The following is an 18928-nucleotide window of genomic DNA, read 5'->3' as shown; positions in this document are numbered from 1 at the left end:
TTTTTTCTGCGCAACTGCCATTCTGCTTGTGGTTGGGAATGTTTGCGAACCAACAGGGTAATGTTCGAAGTGCGAGCTGCAAAGATCCGACGTGGGGCGGAAGCCGTCGATCAGAAGGACCAGCTCTTGGCCATTACCTGCCTATCGTCACTTTGACATTCGTTGATTCCGTTCAATTTTGAGCCAGAGCATCCGTCGTCGTCTGTTATGCATCCTTTGCGCGTAATGTTGCTGTACGTCTGCAATGTCATCATCTAACACGCGGCAGAGCGGCAGCGGTGCATTACCAACTCCGCTTCCGTAAGTTTCCGACGATAAAACCGTCTGAAATCGAATTCCGGGTGCTCAGCGATCCGTCACCATTTGGCTCTTACAAAGAAGAGAGCCTTCGTCATGAGCAAAGAAGCACAAGCGATAGTCACCCTGCTGGATCAGCAGTACGAGCAGTTGCTTACGGACGCGAGATGCCTGGTAGCAAGCTATGTGGATGCGTCCATGAAGCTGTACAAAAAGACCGGGGTCAAATCTGTTGTGGCCGGCGTATCAATCAAGCAGGTGAGCCCGAATGCGTATTCGATCTACTGGTGCAAGCTGGTGCCGCTGCAAGGACAAAAAAACAAATTCGCGCCCCTGACTATTGCCAAGGGGAATGGCAAACATAAATACCCGGCTTCCTCGTTTGAGTTTGTTGAATATCCATACCGTCACCTCGTTCTGCAAGTTGAGGGGCGGCTTGCGGAGATTCGCCGCGTTGCGAGCGAGAATCGTCAGCTACGTCGGACGTTGGTCGCTTATGAGAAGAAGCTGTCTAGATACCAAGCGCTTAATCATGGCGACCTCTATTCGGCAGGGTAGCGGCTGAGTACCTATAAGCAGTGCCGAACAGATTTGACCCGATTGTAAATCCCGAAAGCCCCGTGCAGCTTGGTCTGGCGGGGCTTTTTCGTATCAGCAGTGAACTACGGCGAGATATATTGCTGCGCTTGATCAGGGAAGGCGACGGGTTCGGGCTATAAGCAGTGTAGGGCGCTAAATCTATTCGCTGTCAGCCAGCAGGCCCATGCAGGCGGGGGGCGGAGGCCGTATTTGCTATTAGCAGTGACGCTTAAGACCAAGTCAGCCGGCCAGCTTTGATCTGTATTAGTAGTGAAAGGCTTCACTTTCATAAAATAAACATTGGTAGGTGCCGTTCCAACTGGTACCTGTGTCGCGCAGCGGGTGGTGACGGTAACGCGCTACCCCTCGCTGCCTCGCTGCTGTTCGAATGCAATACGGTTCATTACGCAGATGGGGATGGGGTAGCCCTGGATGTGGGTCGTGAGAGCCTCGTTGCCTGCGATCACCATGATGCAGGATAGGCCTCTGCGAAAGCGCATCCCTCGTCCCGAGTAGTTGCGCGGGATGATCTCCCATGATTCGTCGTCGTAGTAACAACCAACGATTTCTGACCAGCGTAATTGGATGCCCGCGCCCATGATGCCTACTGGGGCCAGGCAGAAAATTTCTACCTGGGTTTCCTGCCCAAGAGGTACAGCGTAAATCCGACCGTTTGGTGCAATAGGTGGGAAGTACTGCCCGTTACCAAGGTGACGAAATTCCATGGTGCTGCTCCGGTTAGATGAGGTCGCTAAACACTCTCCGGTAGCTTTCGGAAAACCCAAGATGAGATGCTGCCCATGAGTCCGCGCACGGGTTTTAGCGTACTCGGCAAGCTAGCTCGCCACACGGAGGGCGTGCATGTCGCTGATCTAAACGCCTCGGCGCTCCGGTCACTTTCGCTTTGGTGCGGAGATTAACAGCCCTTCCGAAGTCATCCCATGACCTCATAGGCTTGAGGAAATACTGCGTATCGCCGCGGTAGGGGGCTTGTCGATGGATTGGGTAAGCGCCCGCTGCCAAGGGGCAGCGGGCAGTTTGTTGCAGGTATCTGGTCGCTCCGCTGAAGGCTCAATCGTCGCTGTGCTTCTTGTCCAGGTACGCTGCGACCATATAGCCAATTACACCTGCGATCGTCAGCGCACTGATGACGGCAAGCACGGCATATACAAGCAATTCAAAACGATCCATACCCTGACTCCTTTGTTTCGAGGTCTGCCAAGGTTAAGGGCGTCTGATCTAAACCCAAATCTGCTGTGTGATGGCTTAGCGATTGGTACCGGCGGCTTCCTTCCTCAGGTTGGCTCGGGCACCGACGTACGCATCAGTTTCCCAGACACGCATAATCCCGAGCTCGTAGGCGACGTGATTCCGGGCCTCCAGATCCTCATCGTGGGGAGCTTTTCCCTCTAGAATCGGGGCGTGGTGACCAGACAATCGCCGGTAGAGCTCGCAGGCATATGCCGCGCGACAATCATCAATATTTAGTCCGTGAGAAAGTAAAAGCTCTTGCGCGGCAGGTAGGTTCTTTAATTTCCATGTACGCCAAGCTGCTGGTGTCGCGTGACTGCTGCCCTGAAGTTTTTGAAATGCCGCGGCCTTCTCCAAAATTACAATTTGCTCAGGGGCAGAAATATTAATGATCCGATGCTCATGTTTATCTTTGCTGAACACATAAAAGATGCTTTCTTCTTCGGCGTCCTTGTGAGCATCTTCTGCGTTGAAGAAAAAAGCCTCAAGCAATGACATGCCAAGGTATCGAACTGACCTGATTAATGTTGCTAGCTGCTCTGAGTAGAGAGCCTGAATATCCACCATCGCGGCTTCAAACTTAGTTCGGTCAAGACTGCGCGGTACGGTAATCCGTGCATGGCTTGGAAAGCCAAGACGGCTACCGACGTTAGCCGCTGCGCCTTTCCAGCGCCCATTAGTTGCGAAGCCCATCACTGCATATACAGTCTCAAGCAGGCCTGACACGCTTTCCAGCGGGAGATTTCCTTGGTATGCCTGGATATATAGCTCTTCCCCGTACTCCCTCACCAATTTTTTATTGACGAATTCCAGGATATCTACCTCATGAGACTCGTTGGCATAAACACTAAACTGCGCCCATTGCTGTTCGTGGATCATGGCCTCGTGCTGACTGAGAAGCCCGCGTCGGACTGCCTCCCTGAGAATTGCCGAGCCGGCCTTGGTCAAGTCCCGATCAAAATGTCCGTGGAAACTCTGCTTCATGGTCATTCCTCCATTCAGCTCAGGTGCTGAGCTGCTGAAGGAAATGTTGAGCGAGGAAAAATATTCTGGGGTTCGTTTTCGGTCGCTTTCAGCGTCTGAAATTGACGAGCGCATCCGTCCCGTAAACGGTCGTTTACGGCACACATATTCCAGCTGATCTTTTGGACTTGGGATTTACCGCTTTCCTGTCACTTTTCCCGTACCGAAATCAGTGAGAGAAAAACGTATGGGAAAGCGGATTGGATATGCCCGAGTGTCGACTGATGATCAGAACCTCGACCTGCAGCGAGATGCACTTGCTCTGGCTGGGTGCTCAACAGTCTACGAGGAGACCATGAGCGGCAAGTCGGCGGACAGGCCGGAGCTGGGGCATTGCCTTAAAGCTCTGCGTAACGGTGACACTCTGGTTGTCTGGCGACTGGACCGCCTCGGTCGCTCTTTGCCTGACTTGGTTGGGATTGTCAGTAGCTTGGAGCAGGAAGGGGTGGCCTTCGAATCCATAGCCGAACGAATCGAAACCACCAGCGCTGCCGGCAAGCTGATCTTTCACGTGTTCGCTGCCCTGGCTGAGTTTGAGCGCAACCTCATTCGAGAACGAACTCGTGCAGGACTGGCTGCGGCTCGTGCCCGTGGGAGAAAAGGTGGACGCAAGCCTGCGCTGGATGATCGTCAGGTGCGTGAGATACGAGCTCTTCTCAGAGATCCTGAGATACAGGTGACCGATGTTGCCCGACGGTATGGCGTTTCTCGAACAACGCTTTACCGCTACGTCGGTTCGCCGAAATCATCTGCGGTCGTTTAAGTGGTGCTGGTATTTTCCGCTGAAGTTGCTCAGATAATTTTGGGCGCTATGACCTGGCAGGCAAGTGAAGGATGTCTCCGGCGTTCTACGTGTGCCGGACTACCACTGAATAAAAATAGGGAGTTTTCATGTCGGTGCTTTTTTCTGTGAAGGGATGCGTTGGTACCTTGCTGTTGGTTGCGTTGGTGGGTTGCTCCAGTACCCCGAAGGTCACGTTGCCAGAACCTAAAGATGTTCCTCGCGAAAAATGGTCCGATGCCATGTTGGTTCTGGAAGCCATGCGCATCGATGGTCAGCGCGATATTCCAAGGGTAATGGTCGGGAATGAAGTAGATAACCTGAGCGCGCCGCGATCTTCGGGAAGCTCTGGAGGTTTAGCAACGGCGGGTTTGGGATACGTGTCGCCTCCAACTGGTTTTAGCAGCGCAGGCGCAGCCTCTCTTGGCGTCGGGTTATTCTTGCTGGGTGGTGGCAGTGCTGGCCCTGTCTATCACTACCAGGTTGCTGCGTGGGTGCCTGAGGAACTCGCGTCTAACCCAAAGGAGGCATCTGCGTTGGTCAGGTCGGCCTGGCTTGATGCGAGAGAAAAATACTTTGGTGGAAAAATCTCAAAGTTGCGTCATGAGCCGGCTAAGTACGCTGACGGATCAGGCAAGAAATACGACAGGCTTGCAGATTTGGCTGCTGGGAACCCTACGCCGTTCGACGCTCCGGCGAGCGTTGCGCCAGCATTCATTTCGGCCGAGAAAGCCTACGGCCCGATTTTCCTGACCGATCCCTCAGGCGAACTATTTGCTGACGCTAACAGAGCTGATAAGGACGGCATGGATGCGCTGGCGGGTATTGCTCGCCACCTGCCCGAATGGATGTATGCATACTATCCTGGACGGAATTGGCCTAAGGACTTCCGACCTGCCGCGATTTACAACAAGAACGGCAATCTCTATTTCATTGGGAAGTAGTTTTTAGCTGAACTGCATGGCTGGCGGTGAGCCTGTAAATCACGACAGGCTCTATCTACGCGATCATTGACTGAATCTACCTAGGAAGGCCGGGGAAAATGCTCGAAGTAACAGGTGCCGATATCACCAATCTGGGCGATGCCGATTTGCGCACCCTCGTCGCCCGTCTTGCACTGGCGGAGCTGCGAAAACAGGGCTGTCCCCTGTCGGCGGTCACCGCAGGCGGCAATCAGGACGCTGCGGATGGCGGACTCGATGTGCGCGTGCAGTGTCCCGCGCCGATTGCAAACCCCGACTTCGTGCCGCGGTCATGCACCGGCTTTCAGGTGAAGAAGCCGGACATGCCAGCAGGCGCCATCGAAGGCGAGATGCGGCCGAAGCCCAAGGGTGGCGTCGACGGGAAGCTGCGGCAGGTCATCTGCGAGCTCGCCGCAGAATCCGGCGCCTACATCATCGTCAGTTCGCAGGGGTCTGTCGCAGATAAGCCGCTTGCAGATCGGCGTTCGGCGATGCGCGCCGCGCTGCACGATCTTCCCGAAGCCAGTGATCTCCATACCGACTTCTACGACCGCGATCGCATCGCGACCTGGGTCAACGAATATCCGGGCATCGCCGCCTGGGTCCGCAACCGCGTCGGCCTCGGTCTGTCGGGCTGGAGCAGCATCGGGGGATGGACCGGAACGCACGTTGCCGAGGATACTTCCTATCTATCCAACGACAAGGCTTGCCTGACCGATGAACGCTCGCGTGAACGCGAGCAACTGACGATCGCCGAAGGTATCAAGGGTCTTCGCGCCGCGCTTCGCACCCCGAAGCAATGTATCCGGTTGATCGGCATGTCCGGCTTGGGCAAGACGCGTTTGGTCCAGGCGCTGTTCGAGAGCGAGGTTGGTGAGGAGCCGCTCGATCCGAGCCTCGCAATCTATACCGACTATTCGGCCGAAACCCATCCCACCGCGCACGACATGGCACGACAGCTCGTTCTGCGCGGGCAACGAGCCATCCTTATAGTCGATAATTGCAATCCGGCAACTCACACCGAGCTCACTCGCATCTGCTCGGAAAGCACGAGCACCGTCAGCCTTCTCACCGTCGAATATGATGTTCGCGACGACGAGCCCGAGCGAACCGAAGTCTTCCGGCTGCAGTCCGCCTCGCCCGACCTGGTCGCAGAATGGCTCGAGCGATCCTTCCCGGACGTGTCCGAGATCGACCGGCGAACCATCGCTGACTTCAGCGATGGCAACTTCCGCGTGGCACGCGCGCTGGCAGAAACGCTCGGTAAGGGTGAGACACTGGGCAAGCTCAAGAGCCGCGAGCTGTTCGAGCGAATCTTCCAGCAGCGCAATCAGCCCGATCAGAATTTATTGAATGCGGCGGAAGAGTTGTCGTTGCTCTATTCGGTCAACGGCGAGGACACCTCATCCGATGGCGAACTCGCGCGCATCGGCGGCCTGCGATCGGTGAGCGCGGCGACGCTTTACGCCGCACTTGCGGAGCTTCGCCGACGCGGCATCGCACAAGTGCGCGGCCGCTGGAAGGCGATCCTCCCACACGCGATTGCGAACCCGCTTGCCACATTCGCGCTCCAACGGATACCGCCGTCGGACTTCGAACGGTTCAGCGCCTCGCTGACGCCACGCATGCAGACGTCGCTCTCCCGCCGTCTGGGCTATCTTCATGATAGCCCAGAGGCTCAGGCAGCGGTCGCGCGCTGGCTGCGAAGCGATGGGCCGCTCGGGGACCTCGTGACGCGTGGCAAAGAAGGCCTCGAGATCCTGACCAATATCGCCCCAGTTGCGCCAGAGGCGGTGCTGGCGAAAATCGAACACGAACTGGATGGTCCCAACGGGGCAACATTGCTGTCGTCGAACGAGCCGACCCGGTGGCAATGGATCCGCCTCATCAAGACGCTCGGCTATGAGCAGCACATGTTCGAGACCGCCGCGACGCTGCTCGCCCGCTTCCTCGCCGCCGAGCCTGCCGACCAAAATCAAAACTCCGCCCGCGACGCGTTTGCCGAGCTCTTCCACCTGTATCTATCCGGGACCCAGACTCCACCCGAGCAACGGCGCGCGTTAGTGCGTCTGCTGGCGAAATCCGGTGATGCAGACAAGCGCCGCTGTGCATCCGTCGCGCTTGACGCGCTTCTGACCGCGCACAATTTCACCTCGTCGAGCAGCTTCGATTTCGGAGCACGGTCGCGCGACTGGGGATGGCGTCCGAAGCTGAACAAGGACGTGTGGGATTGGTACGACAGCGCTATCGATCTCGCCGTCGAGCTGTCGTCAGTCCTGAATGACGCGCGTATCACGCTTGCCGGCAGTGTGCGCGACCTTTGGCATTTTGGCGCCTGCCACGACGCCTTGGATCGCGCGGCGAGCACGTTCGTCAAGGTGAAGCCCTGGATCGAGGGCTGGATCGCATTCCGCACCTGCCTCCGCTTCGAAGGCAACGCGATGCCCGAGCCAGTGCGAAAGCGGCTCGAGGCGATCATCCAACGGCTCAAGCCGTCCGACCTCCTCCATCAGGCGCGCGCGGTCGTGCTCAATCGTAGCATTGGCGGCTGGGAAGTTGCGGACGGCGAGCCGGACGATGGGGATGTGATGAAGCCGTGGCACAGGGCCGCCCAAATGGCTCAGGATGTCGGCCGGCAATTGGCGCACGATTCCGAGACGCGCGCCGAATTCCTGACCGAGCTGATGGTCGAACCCCATGCCCAGCGCGCGCTCGAGTGCGGACGCGGCCTCGCCGAAGGTGCGAGTGACCTTGCCGAGATCTGGCGCGATCTGGTCGGTCATTTCGAGGCGGCGGAGTCTAAGAGCCGCAATGCGACTGTGCTCGGCGGGTTCATCTACGAAGCGCATCAGCGTGACACTGGCTTTGCCGAAACCAGCTTGGAAGCCGCGATCGAGAACCCGGCACTGGCCCGCTCGCTTCCTTATCTTCAGGCGCGGATTGGGATCGACGAGGCAGGAATCGCGCGGCTGCGACGCGCGATCGAGAAAGGGGCACTTCAGTCCTTCGACTTCATGAGCATCGCCAACGGCACCGTTGGCGATTCACCGCCGGAGGCATTAGCTCTCCTGCTGCTCGATATTGCGGATCTGCCGGACGGGGTCGAGATCGCGCTCGATATCCTGCACATGCACTTCTATCGCGACCGCGAAGCCGGCCGGCAGCGCAATCCGACGTTGATCGCGCTCGGCCGCAACCTGCTGCGCCGCACCGATTTCAGCAAGAAGGGCACTTTGCGCGACTATGGCCTGCACACGATCATTCGGGTTTGCTGTACGGGGAGCGACGGTGAAGCGACGGCTCGCGATGTCTGTGCAAATATCCGCGGCGCGATGGAGGTCTGCTATCTTTCCCGTCATGATTTGAGCCATGTGCTGAAGGCGCTGTTTGAGACCCACCCCGCTGCGGGGCTCGATATGTTCCTCCTACCTGAGATGACATCGCGAAACCACCGGCTGTTCGATGCGGACTTCAGCTTCGGCACACCGGTCGAGAACATGGACCCGGCGGTCCTGCGCCAATGGGCGGACCAGGATGCGGCGACGCGCTATACGTTGCTCGGCCGTGCCATCTCGATGTTCAGGCGAAAGATCGACGACGAGGAGGATAACGGCATCTCGCCGCTGTTTCTCGATATGCTCAATTATGCGCCGGACAAGCGCGCCTTTCTCGGCGATTTCTGGACTCGTCTCCATCCTCGGAGCTGGAGCGGCTCGCTTGCCGACATCCTTGCCCGTCGCAAGGCTCAGGTGTTGACGTTCCGCGAAAGCCCGTATGCCGATGTCCGGCAATGGGTGGATGCCATCCTCCCCGAGCTAGACCGGCGTATCGATCATGAGCGCAGCCGCGACCGCGAGGGCGAGGAAAGTTTTGAGTGACGTCGTTCAGAACTGGAACAAGCTGTACAGGTCGCCGTCACCTCCGTCGCCGAACGCGCGCGTCATCGAATATTCCTGCGCCTTGAGCGTCGTCGCCTCTGCGCGAATGGCGTCGAGCGTCAGCAGGGCATGGTCGCCGCCAGCGATCGCGATCTCGAGTTCTGACTTCGTTTGCCGCATGCGCAATGACGACGACTGCTTACGCCCATTCGGCAAAGCGGCTTTCACCACCGCTAGCCGCTTCGCTCTTTGTTACGACTGCGCATTCTCGGGCTGCGTCCATATTAGGATTTCCCTGGTCGTGAGGCGAAGGCGCTCAATAAAACGAAGGTGCTCAACACTAGTATTGAGCATCTTCGGGGGGAGGTGAGCACCTTCAGAGGGCGGTGGGCAGCTCCCATACCCATCCGCCTTGCATGCCCACCTTGCATGAGCGGATACCTAGCTGTTTCTGCGCTCTACGTATTGATGCCCAAGAGATGCATGACTCCTCAGCTAAAGACTGCAGCGCAGTGATCGAGACAGGGCCTGCTTGCAGCGTGGCTTCAAGAAAGCTGCAAGCTTCTTGAGTCGCTGATACTGGTCTCGCTCCACCCGTTCGCTCGATATCCGCCAAAATAGTTTCAGCGCTTCCTTCGACGGCCTCTCCCCACCGGATGCAGGTTGTTTCCAGCTGCTCGCCTATCACGATGGGCTTAACGAAATACTCTATCCCCCCTATATCGATCGAAACGTTCGACTTGGCCCGGACAAGCACCCGAGCTTCAGAGTTATTAGCTTTCCCGGCCACCAGTACCGTGCGAGCAAGTGCTGAGAATGCCTGGCTGCCGATGACTCGATCAGCTACAGAGGACTGAGAGGCGCTTTTGCTGAGGTGAGATATACCGAGCACGGAGCAGCAATGCTGTTCGGCAAAATCCACCACCATCTGTAGTCCCTGCCGAACTTCGTTGGCTCGGTGCATGTCCCCACGGATGAGATTGATCAGTGGGTCGAAAATCAGCAATGAAACGCCGTCAATCCGTGCGGCTGCCTCATTTAAAAGGGTAAAGTTGGCTGCAGGATCAAACTGTCGCCTGTTCCCACGCTGATCACTGAGCCCCTCGATGATGTGCACGCGGGTTAGGTCGGCATCTGCAGCCGTAAGGCGAGGAATGATCGTGTCAGCTATACCATCCTCGCCGCTCCAGATTACGATGTTGCCTGCGACCTCACATTTGCTGCCGTCTGGCCAGTCACCACCTCTACTGAGCGTGGCGGCCAGCGATATCGCAAGCGTGGTTTTACCGCATCCACCTGCGCCGGCAAGAATGGATAGCTTTGCCCTTGGCAACCAGCCTGGCCATATCCACTGGATTTTTTCCACTGGAATATCTACTGCCGCTGTGAGTTCTACCATCCAGCCCGGCTGTTGAGGTGTTCGGCGCTGCATTACAGCGCCTCCCTTTGCCGAATCCAAGCCTGGATTTCACTGTTCCGCCAGCCGACGCTGGAGCCGCACAAAAGGCGTTGGCGCGGGAAATGGCCCTCCGATATTTTGCGATAGATTGTTGAGCGTTTTAGGCCGACGATTGACTCGACATCGCGTAAACGAAGAATTTTGTCATCGTCGCTGACGTCGTCAAAGTTGCTAACGTGCATTGCCATAGGTTTGAGTCCTAGGTCCTGAAGCGTGAGGTAGCGCCCTCCGGCACTACTGCTAAAAAGGGTAAAAGACGGATATCGGCTGGCTATATAGCGAGCACGGGCATTTGCCACACGCATAGGTATATGCGCGTTTCCGAGATTAATGTTCGGTAGCGTCGGAGGTCGTTGTGGGCTACAGAAATTCTAGGGCCGTGAGGCTTCTAGGGGCAGAACGGACTGAGGGCGTTCATGCCAGATGCGCAAATCAACCGATGGCAGTTGATGCGGCCCGTTCAGCGAATGCGAACGAGGCGAAAGTTTTTAACGTCGTTACCAGGGCGACGTGGCGGACCGTTGCGGATCAATAGGGATCGCTAGGGACGGACGATTTTTAACATGCGAGTATGTTCGATAGCAACTCGCATGTTCCTCTCCTTGGTTGGGTAGGTACTGGCCCGACCAAGGACACAGTTGACAGAGCATTCAGCTCTTTATCGAGTCCAAATAGTCGGCCCAGATCTGCATCATTTCATGGCGCTCCGGCAAGAAGGTGGTTCGATCGTATGCACGTCCCAGCGGATTTTTTACCGTATGAGCAAGCTGATGCTCCAAGAGATCGGGACGAAACCCCAGCACCTCCGCACCTATGGTTCTCGCTGTCGCACGAAAGCCGTGCCCAGTCATTTCGTCGCCGCTGATGTCCATGCGGCGTAATGCGCTGAGTACGGCATTGTTGGACATCGGCCGGTCGCCTCCTCGGGCTGAGGGGAAGGCATATCTATGTCTGCCAGTGAGTGGTTTCAGCTCGCGCAGAACTGCGACTGCTTGTTGGCTGAGGGGAACCAAGTGATCTGGGCGATCCTGTTTGGTCGCAGTAAGGCCCTTCATTTTGTGGCCAGGAATCAACCACTCGCCAGCATCCATATTGACCTCGGACCACTCCATGTGGCGCAGGTCACCGGGCCGGCAGAACAACAACGGGGCCAGTTTGAGTGCACAACAAACAGGCAGTGTTCCCGTGTAGCTATCCAGTGCTTTGAGCAGTGCGCCGAGTTTTTCAGGATCGGTCACGGCAGCAAAGTGTTTCACCCGCTTGGCTGGGAGCGTCCGTGAGAGATTCCCTATCTGGTTGGGCGGGGTGATACCGGCAGCTTCGGCGAACTCGAAAATCTGTTTGTAGATTTGAGCTACACGACGTGCCGTCTCGCGAGCACCGCGCTTGATGATGCGCTGCAGGTTTTCGACCAGCATGGGCGTGCTGATGCTGCTGATCGGGAGTTTTCCCAACCAGGGGTAGGCATTGAGTTCAAGGCGCTGCCGCACCGTGCGGGTGTATTCCGGATCCCAGGTTGATTCGCGAATAGTGAGCCATTGCTCAGCGACCGATTCAAAGGTGTGTTGGTGATCGAGCTGGCTGACTACCTTGGCCATGCGTCTTTGCAGCGAAGGGTCTTGGCCGCTGGCGAGCTGGACACGAGCATCATCACGCTTGCGTCGTGCCTCCTGCAGGCCGACCTCAGGATAAACACCAAGCGCCAGGCGCTTTTCCTTTCCCAGAAAGCGGTACTTCAAGCGCCAGTAACGGCCTCCGTTGGGCTGCACTTCAAGGTACAAACCTTGTTCGTCGTACAGGCGGTATGGCTTGTCCTGGGGCTTGGCGTTGCGGCAGTTGGTGTCTTTCAGGGGCATTGGGGGCACATCCTCTCCGAGCGAGCAGATGAGCGTTTTATGCCCCCATATATGCCCCCGTCAACCGTGGGATGCCCTGGGATTAGGTGGGAAAACGCGGGCAAGAAAAAAGCCGTAAAGCTTTGATTTCTCTAGGCTTTACGGCTTTTTTGGGTCTTCCTGGGAAGACTAATTGGTGGAGCCGGGGGGATTTGAACCCCCGTCCGCCAGTACTCCGCTGTCGGTACTACATGCGTAGCCGTGTCTATTAAGTTAACCCTCAGCGACCCGACGGGCAGGGTGCTTTGGGCGAGTTGTGTAAGTTTTAGCCGCTTCGTCCACAACGTACTGCACGGCGATTCTGTTCTATATGACAATCATTTTGGGTTTACAGACATCCCCTGATGATTGCTGGACCCGAAGGTACCAGGAGCATTGTCAGCTGCAATTAAGCAGCGAGAGCAACACCGTATTGGTCGTCATTGGCAACTATAAGTAGTTGCAACAGTGGATTTACGACTTCTGTTACCAAGTCGGCATGCACCTAGAGTTTCGCAACCGGCGTCGAATCCTAAACGGCCCCGAACTCATTGCTCAGTACAGCGGTTTGAGCAACAAGCGTGTGCAGTGTACGCCAATCGGCCCCCAAGGCCAACCCGAAGGTTGGCCTTGGTTTCGATCAGTTGTTGGTGCCGGCTGCCTTTTGAAGGTCCGAGATGAGTTGCGAGGTTTCCGCAACGCAGTTATCGATTTGACCTTTGGCCTTGAGGTCGTGTGCTCTGGTCACAGTGGCTTCAGCCTTTTGGCTCAGTTCTGGCTTCGCTGACAGCTGACCCTTCATATTATTGATGGTCTGAATATTGGCATCACACAGGTCCGCAGGCTTGTCAGCGGCGAACGAAGCGGAAGCCATCATCGATGCAGTAACGAACAGACCTAACAGTACAGAACGTTTCATGTGTATCTCCTTGAACCGAGTGGGTCCAGACTTCGCTGGCCGTCAGGACGGGCAACCGTATGGAAGAAAAACCCCGATCAGTCGGGGTTATTCTGTGGACTACAGTCGACCTCAAGGGTTCTATTTTTCTTCAGGAGGCCCTTGCCCGGGTCACGCGATCCACCAGATAGACCAACCCGTGGTAGTCGATTCCGCCATGTTGCGTCAGGCCGATCTCACAGGTGCGGCTGGTGGAAACTCCCTCGCTGCAATGCTGAACGGCATCCTTGAGCGTGCGCAGCGAATGGCTGTTCAGCTCAGGCGTGGTGAAGCCTTTGTCGCCAGCAAACCCACAGCAATGAATGCCTTCCGGGATTACCACGGTTTTGCTGCACTTGCGCGCCAGATCGATCAACGCCTGGCTTTCGCCCAGATGTTGTGTGCTGCAAGTCACGTGCACGGCAATCGGTGCGTCTTGTGGCGTGAAGTCCAGTCGATTGAGAAGGTGCGTACGGATGAATCGCACCGGGTCGTACAGATCCAGACGGGTTTCTCCTACGTCCTGCACCAGCCGCAACGTGCACGGGCTGGTGTCGCAGTAGATCGGATCAAGCCCGCCGCGACTGGCATGCAGCAGTGCGCTGATCAGCTCCTGACGTTTGTGTTCGGCCTGTTCGGCGTAGCCTTTTGAGGCGAAGGGCTGGCCGCAGCAGAGGTTGTCCTGATTGTCCGGGAAGACCACTTGGTAACCGGCCTTTTCCAGCAGCCCACGGGTTTTGTCGTACAGCGACATTTGCTCTTTATCACCCGCCGCTGGGCCCATGACTCGCGACACACAAGCTGCCAGATAGACAACACGCGGGCGTTCATCCGAGACGCTGGGGCTGAAGCGAATGGCCTTCTCCGGTTGCGGCATCGCATTCGTCCACAGCGGCACCTGGCCTTTGGACAGGCGCGTAATCGTTGCCGAAAGTTTCGCCAGACGCGGTGCGCCGAGCAGCATTCGCGCGCCGTTGGCCACGTGCAGGGTGAAGCGTGCGCCTTGCAGGGTCTTGGCGAAATTTCCTTCTATCCAGTCAGCGGTTTTCTGATGCGTCGCGTGCCGGGCTCGGAGTTTTTTCACCAGCTCACCGGTATTGATGCCTACCGGGCAACGCTGTGCGCACAGACCGGTGGCGGCGCAGGTGTCGATGCCTTGGTACTCGTAGGCTTCTTCCAGTTCGCGGGTGTCGATGCCCGCACGTTTTTTCGCCTGAATATCGCGCCAGATGACGATGCGCTGGCGCGGGCTGAGGGTCAGTCCTTTCGACGGACAGACCGGTTCACAGAAACCGCACTCGATGCACTTATCGACAATCTCGTCGGCTGCCGGCAGCGGTTTCAGATGTTTGAGGTGGATCTGTGGGTCTTCGCTGAGCACCACGTCCGGGTTAAGAATGCCGTTAGGGTCGAGTAGACGTTTGAGCTGCCACATCAACTGATAGGCGTCGCTGCCCCATTCCAGTTCCACGAACGGCGCCATGTTGCGGCCGGTGCCGTGTTCGGCTTTCAGTGAACCACCGAATTCCACGGCGACCAGTTGCGCGACGTCGTCCATGAACGCTTGATAGCGTGCGACTTCTTCCGGATTGTTGAAGCCTTGGGTGAAGACGAAGTGCAGATTGCCTTCCAATGCGTGTCCGAAAAGGATCGCTTCGTCGTAGGCATGTTTATCGAACAACTCGATCAAGCGGTTTACACCGATGGCCAGTTGTTCGACCGGGAAGGTCACGTCTTCGATGATCACCGTGGTGCCGGTTTTGCGCACGGCGCCGACAGCGGGGAAGGTGTCCTTGCGGATCGCCCAGAGCTTGGCGTTCTCGGCAGGGTCTTCGGTGAAGTCGACCTGCTTCTCCACCGGAAAACCACTGAGCGAAGCCATGATTTGCGCCAGTTGTTCCTGCAGCAACGTGGAAGATGCAGCGCGGGATTCGATGAGCAGCGCGCAGGCATTGTTCGAAAGCTGTTGTACGAAAGCGGGCATGCCCGGTTTGTCCTGCACCGAGCGCAGGCTGCGTCGATCGAGCAATTCCACGGCTGACACCGGTTGGCTTTTCAACACGGTGACGGCATTGCAGCAGGTCTCCACATTCGGAAACACGATCAGCGCCGAGGCCTTGTTCGGGTGATCGATCACGGTGTCATAGGTCACTGCGCTGATGAAGCCGAGGGTGCCTTCGGAGCCGACCAGCAGGTGGCTCAAGATATCCACAGGCTCATCGAAATCCACCAAGGCATTCAGAGACAGGCCGGTGGTATTTTTCAGACGGTATTTGTGGCGGATTCTTGCAGCCAGTTCGGTGTGGGCGCGGGTCTCGCGACCTAAAGTCGCCAAGCGCTCAAGCAGATCGCCGTGGCTTACGCGGAATGCCGCGACACTGGCAGCGTCTTCGGTATCCAGACGCGTGCCATCGGCCAGTACAAGACGAATCCCGGCCAGCGTGTGGTAGGTGTTTTGCGCGGTGCCACAGCACATGCCGCTGGCATTGTTGGCGACGATACCGCCGATCTTGGAGGCGTTGATCGACGCCGGATCCGGGCCGATCTTGCGCCCGAACGGTGCCAGCCAAGCGTTGGCTTGTGCGCCAATCACTCCCGGTTGCAGGCGAATCTGCATGCCTTGGTCGCGAATCTCGCGGGCGTTCCAGTTATCCCCAAGCACGATCAAAACAGAATCGCTGATCGCCTGACCGGAAAGGCTGGTGCCGGCCGCACGGAAGGTCACCGGGACATGGTCGCGCTGAGCCAGTTTCAGCAGGCCCACGACTTCGTCTTCGGATTCGACGCGGATCACCAGTTTCGGGATCAGCCGATAAAAACTCGCATCGGTGCCGAAAGCCAGCGTCGATAACGGATCATCAAAACGGCGCTCCGCCGGAATCAGTTGCTGCGCATCACGCAGGAAGTTCGCTGGAAGCGTCATTGGTCCTCCAGAATCAGAACCACCAGATCTTTCGGGCCGTGGGCGCCGTAAGCCAGTACTTGCTCGATGTCAGCGGTTTTCGAAGGGCCGGACACCAGCAACGCGTTGGTCGGCATGCCTTGCGCCCATTCGAACTCCTGCTGCACCTGATAGAAGTTGTCGCGGATTTCACTGGCCTTGAGCAGGGCGAAATGTACCGGCGGCACCAGGCTCATCAACCGTGGTTCCTCGCGGGTTGGCCACAGGATCAGGCTGCCGGTGGCGGCAATCGCACCGAGGGTGCCGGTGAGACTGGCCGGCGTGTCGTTGAATAGTTCGGCTTTCCACTCTTCCATCGGACGGTCGTAGGATTTCAGCGTCGGCAGATCAGGATTGTTCGCCCAGTGCTGTGTGATTTTCTGCCCGTGCGCTGTCGTCGGTGCGATCAACAGGCTCGGCAACTGACGATCGCGCAGCAATTGCGCAAGCAGCGCCGGCCATTCTGCGCCCGAGGTCAGGTGGATTTCGGTGTGCACTGCTTCCATCAATTTGCGCAGTTGCGGGATACGTTGTTCGGCGCTGTAGGTGTAAGGCTGCGTCACCAGATCGACGTCGAAGTCGTCGGCAATCGGCGTTGTGCCAGTCAGACTTTTCCGCAGTTTGCCGAGGATATTTTGCTTGGCGCTCATCAGCGGTCTCCCTGTTTGGCCAGATGCTCGCGGGCCATGTCGTGCAGCGAGCGGGCGGCGGGTTTCGGCGCGCTGTGGTTTTGCGTCCACGGGCCAACGTTGCTCGGGGTCAGCGCACGCAGGCGCGTGGCGAAGAAACCGAACAATCGATACAAAGTCGGCGAACTGTTGAGCTTGGCCCAGGCGTTCCAGATAAAGCGTTCCTTGCGCGAATACTTGCTGCCCTGACCGCGCATCACCTGATTCGGGCTGTCCGGGGCTTTGACGTTTTCTTCGCGCAGGCGCCGCAGGATCGCCGGGATCGGAATTTTTACCGGGCAGACTTCACCGCAGGCACCGCACAGCGACGAAGCGCTCGGGTGATCCGGAACCTTGGCCAGACCGACCATATGCGGGGTGATGATTTTGCCGATCGGCCCCGGATACACCTCGCCATAGGTGTGACCGCCGACGCGGGTGTAGACCGGGCAATGGTTCATGCAGGCGCCGCAGCGAATGCAGTTCAAGGTCTGACGCAGTTCACTGTCAGCGAAGGCCTGGCTGCGACCGTTGTCGAGCAGCACCAGATGCACTTCCTGCGGGCCGTCGAGTTCATCTTCCTTGCGCGGGCCGGAGATCATGTTCACGTAAGTGGTGATCGGAATGCCCAGCGCCGAGCGGGTCAGCAGTGACAGCAGCGGCACCACGTCACGCAGGTTTTCCACGACTTTTTCGATGCCGGTGACGGCGATGTGCACCGGCGGCACGGTGGTGGTCATGCGCCCGTTGCCTTCGTTTTCCACCAGCAGCAGGGTGCCGGTTTCGGCCACGGCGAAGTTGACACCGGAGACGCCGATGTCTGCTTCGAAGAATTTCTGCCGCAGGACTCTGCGACCGATCTGAATGAGTTGGTCAACGTCCTTGGTGTATTCCACGCCAAGTTTGTCGTGGAACAAGGACGCGACCTGACCGGCATTCTTGTGGATCGCCGGCATAATGATGTGTGAAGGCTTCTCGTGGTCGAGCTGGACGATGTATTCCCCCATATCGGACTCCAGACATTCAATGTCCCGAGCCTCGAGGAAATGGTTCATCTCCATCTCTTCGCTGACCATCGATTTGCCCTTGATCACTTGCCGCGCCTCGTGAGCGCGGATGATCGATAAGACGATGCCATTGGCCTCGTCCACCGTTTCCGCCCAGTGCACTGTCACACCGTTGCGGGTCAGGTTCTGTTCCAGTTGCTCGAGCAGGTCGGGCAACTTGGACAGCGCGCGGGCCTTGATCGAATTGCCCAGTGCGCGCAAATGTTCTCTTTCGTGGGCATCACTGAAAGCGGCTGCCCGCTTGACCATCAGTGAGTCCATGGCAGTGCGGAAGTTGTTCCGTAGCTGCTGATCGCCCAAGGCATTGTGTGCCCGGGTGCGGAAATCTTCTTCTACGGCGACCGTAGGAATAATCGCGGAAGTGCTCATTGCGCACCTCCGGTTCGTTGCCACAGAAAGCTGGCGAGATGTTGCCCGCGCAGCGCTTCTTTTTGTTTCTCCAATGCGCCGTTGATGTTCATCAAACAGCCACAGTCGGCGCTCAACACCTTGTGCGCGCCGGAATCCTTCAACGCTTGGGTCTTGTCAGCCACCATCGCGCCGGAAATGTCTGGCATACGGACGCTGAATGTCCCACCGAAGCCACAGCATTCGCTTTCGTGGTCATGGTTGACCCGTTCCACGTTGCTCAACTGCGCCAACAACTCGCGGCCGTGCAGGTGGGTGTTCATTTCGCGGCGTGCCGAACACGAAGTGTGCAGCGCGACTTTGACCGGTTCGCCGCTGTCCTTGAGCTGCACTTTGCAGACGAACAGCAGAAACTCGGCCAGTTCATAGGTGCGGGCCGCAAGGGCCTGAACCTGTTTCAACGTTTCCGGCTCGTCCTTGAACAAGTCGGCGTAATGCTCGCGCAGCATGCCGGCGCAGGAACCCGACGGCACCACCACCGGATAATCTCCGGCAAACAGCGCCAGTTGCGAGCGCGCTACCGTCCGCGCCTGCTCGGTGTAACCCGAGGTGTAGGCCGGCTGGCCGCAGCAACTCTGCCCTTGCGGATACTCGACCCGAATCCCTTCGCGCTCCAGCAAGTGGATCGCGTCCATCCCGGCTTCGGGGTAGAACAGGTCGACCACGCACGTGCCGAACAGGTAGACCCGCGACGGTTTCTCGCTAGGGTATTGCCGAGGTTCGGGCAGTGGCGGGGCCACACGGGTCGCGTTTGGCACGGCGTTGTAAAAAAGCTCGCTCATCAGGCGTGTCTCCGGGTGGGC

At 57.7% G+C, this 18928-nt stretch carries 15 protein-coding genes and 1 other RNA gene; 4 read left to right on the top strand and 12 right to left on the bottom strand.

What is annotated here, in order from left to right:
- Window positions 1-393 precede the first annotated feature (393 nt).
- Window positions 394-855 carry a conjugative transfer protein MobI(A/C) gene (gene mobI, locus KBP52_RS14635; RefSeq protein WP_034074007.1) on the top strand — a complete coding sequence of 154 codons (462 nt, stop codon included), beginning with the start codon at window positions 394-396 and terminating at the stop codon, window positions 853-855.
- A gap of 380 nt (window positions 856-1235) precedes the next feature.
- Here the strand turns inward: mobI and KBP52_RS14630 are convergent, their stop codons facing one another.
- Window positions 1236-1601 (bottom strand): hypothetical protein, encoded by a 366-nt coding sequence (locus KBP52_RS14630; protein WP_042926707.1) that lies wholly within the window; start codon window positions 1599-1601, stop codon window positions 1236-1238.
- 541 nt (window positions 1602-2142) lie between these two features.
- Window positions 2143-3111: an integrase gene (locus tag KBP52_RS14625; RefSeq protein WP_212623009.1), complete on the bottom strand. Its 969-nt coding sequence runs from the start codon at window positions 3109-3111 to the stop codon at window positions 2143-2145.
- A 226-nt stretch (window positions 3112-3337) separates the two neighbouring features.
- Between KBP52_RS14625 and KBP52_RS14620 the strand changes: the two genes are divergently transcribed.
- The 3 genes from KBP52_RS14620 to KBP52_RS14610 all read left to right on the top strand — a co-directional run bounded on the left by KBP52_RS14620 (window position 3338) and on the right by KBP52_RS14610 (window position 8771).
- Window positions 3338-3913, top strand: coding sequence for a recombinase family protein (locus tag KBP52_RS14620; protein ID WP_212623008.1), 576 nt, complete (start codon window positions 3338-3340; stop codon window positions 3911-3913).
- Window positions 3914-4041: 128 nt separating this feature from the next.
- Window positions 4042-4875: a hypothetical protein gene (locus KBP52_RS14615; RefSeq protein WP_212623007.1), complete on the top strand. Its 834-nt coding sequence runs from the start codon at window positions 4042-4044 to the stop codon at window positions 4873-4875.
- A 98-nt stretch (window positions 4876-4973) separates the two neighbouring features.
- Entirely contained in the window at window positions 4974-8771 is a 3798-nt protein-coding gene (locus KBP52_RS14610) for a hypothetical protein (RefSeq protein WP_212623006.1), read from the top strand.
- Between the two features lie 6 nt (window positions 8772-8777).
- Here KBP52_RS14610 and KBP52_RS14605 read toward each other — a convergent pair whose 3' ends face one another.
- From KBP52_RS14605 to KBP52_RS14560, 10 genes are all read right to left on the bottom strand, one after another.
- Window positions 8778-8999 (bottom strand): hypothetical protein, encoded by a 222-nt coding sequence (locus tag KBP52_RS14605; RefSeq protein WP_212623005.1) that lies wholly within the window; start codon window positions 8997-8999, stop codon window positions 8778-8780.
- 148 nt (window positions 9000-9147) lie between these two features.
- A complete protein-coding gene (locus KBP52_RS14600) occupies window positions 9148-10203 on the bottom strand; it encodes an AAA family ATPase (RefSeq protein ID WP_212623004.1) in 1056 nt (351 codons plus the stop codon).
- Window positions 10203-10412 carry an AlpA family transcriptional regulator gene (locus KBP52_RS14595; RefSeq protein ID WP_249122286.1) on the bottom strand — a complete coding sequence of 70 codons (210 nt, stop codon included), beginning with the start codon at window positions 10410-10412 and terminating at the stop codon, window positions 10203-10205. Before KBP52_RS14595 ends, KBP52_RS14600 begins: the two co-directional genes overlap by 1 nt.
- A 468-nt stretch (window positions 10413-10880) precedes the next feature.
- Window positions 10881-12086 (bottom strand): integrase arm-type DNA-binding domain-containing protein, encoded by a 1206-nt coding sequence (locus KBP52_RS14590; RefSeq protein WP_212623002.1) that lies wholly within the window; start codon window positions 12084-12086, stop codon window positions 10881-10883.
- 173 nt (window positions 12087-12259) lie between these two features.
- Window positions 12260-12648: a transfer-messenger RNA gene (gene ssrA, locus KBP52_RS14585) on the bottom strand.
- A 96-nt stretch (window positions 12649-12744) separates the two neighbouring features.
- The gene (locus KBP52_RS14580; protein ID WP_095119546.1) at window positions 12745-13023 is read right to left on the bottom strand and encodes a hypothetical protein; all 279 of its coding nucleotides are present in this window, start codon (window positions 13021-13023) and stop codon (window positions 12745-12747) included.
- A gap of 130 nt (window positions 13024-13153) precedes the next feature.
- Window positions 13154-15964: an FAD-binding and (Fe-S)-binding domain-containing protein gene (locus tag KBP52_RS14575; protein ID WP_212623001.1), complete on the bottom strand. Its 2811-nt coding sequence runs from the start codon at window positions 15962-15964 to the stop codon at window positions 13154-13156.
- Window positions 15961-16632, bottom strand: coding sequence for a lactate utilization protein (locus KBP52_RS14570; RefSeq protein WP_212623000.1), 672 nt, complete (start codon window positions 16630-16632; stop codon window positions 15961-15963). Before KBP52_RS14570 ends, KBP52_RS14575 begins: the two co-directional genes overlap by 4 nt.
- Window positions 16632-18086 carry a LutB/LldF family L-lactate oxidation iron-sulfur protein gene (locus KBP52_RS14565; RefSeq protein ID WP_212622999.1) on the bottom strand — a complete coding sequence of 485 codons (1455 nt, stop codon included), beginning with the start codon at window positions 18084-18086 and terminating at the stop codon, window positions 16632-16634. Before KBP52_RS14565 ends, KBP52_RS14570 begins: the two co-directional genes overlap by 1 nt.
- The gene (locus KBP52_RS14560) at window positions 18083-18907 is read right to left on the bottom strand and encodes a (Fe-S)-binding protein (RefSeq protein WP_099757966.1); all 825 of its coding nucleotides are present in this window, start codon (window positions 18905-18907) and stop codon (window positions 18083-18085) included. Before KBP52_RS14560 ends, KBP52_RS14565 begins: the two co-directional genes overlap by 4 nt.
- Window positions 18908-18928 lie beyond the last annotated feature (21 nt).

Source organism: Pseudomonas sp. SCA2728.1_7 (genome assembly GCF_018138145.1).
In the GTDB taxonomy this organism is placed as follows: domain Bacteria; phylum Pseudomonadota; class Gammaproteobacteria; order Pseudomonadales; family Pseudomonadaceae; genus Aquipseudomonas; species Aquipseudomonas koreensis_A.
This window is presented reverse-complemented; position numbering and strand designations above follow the sequence as displayed.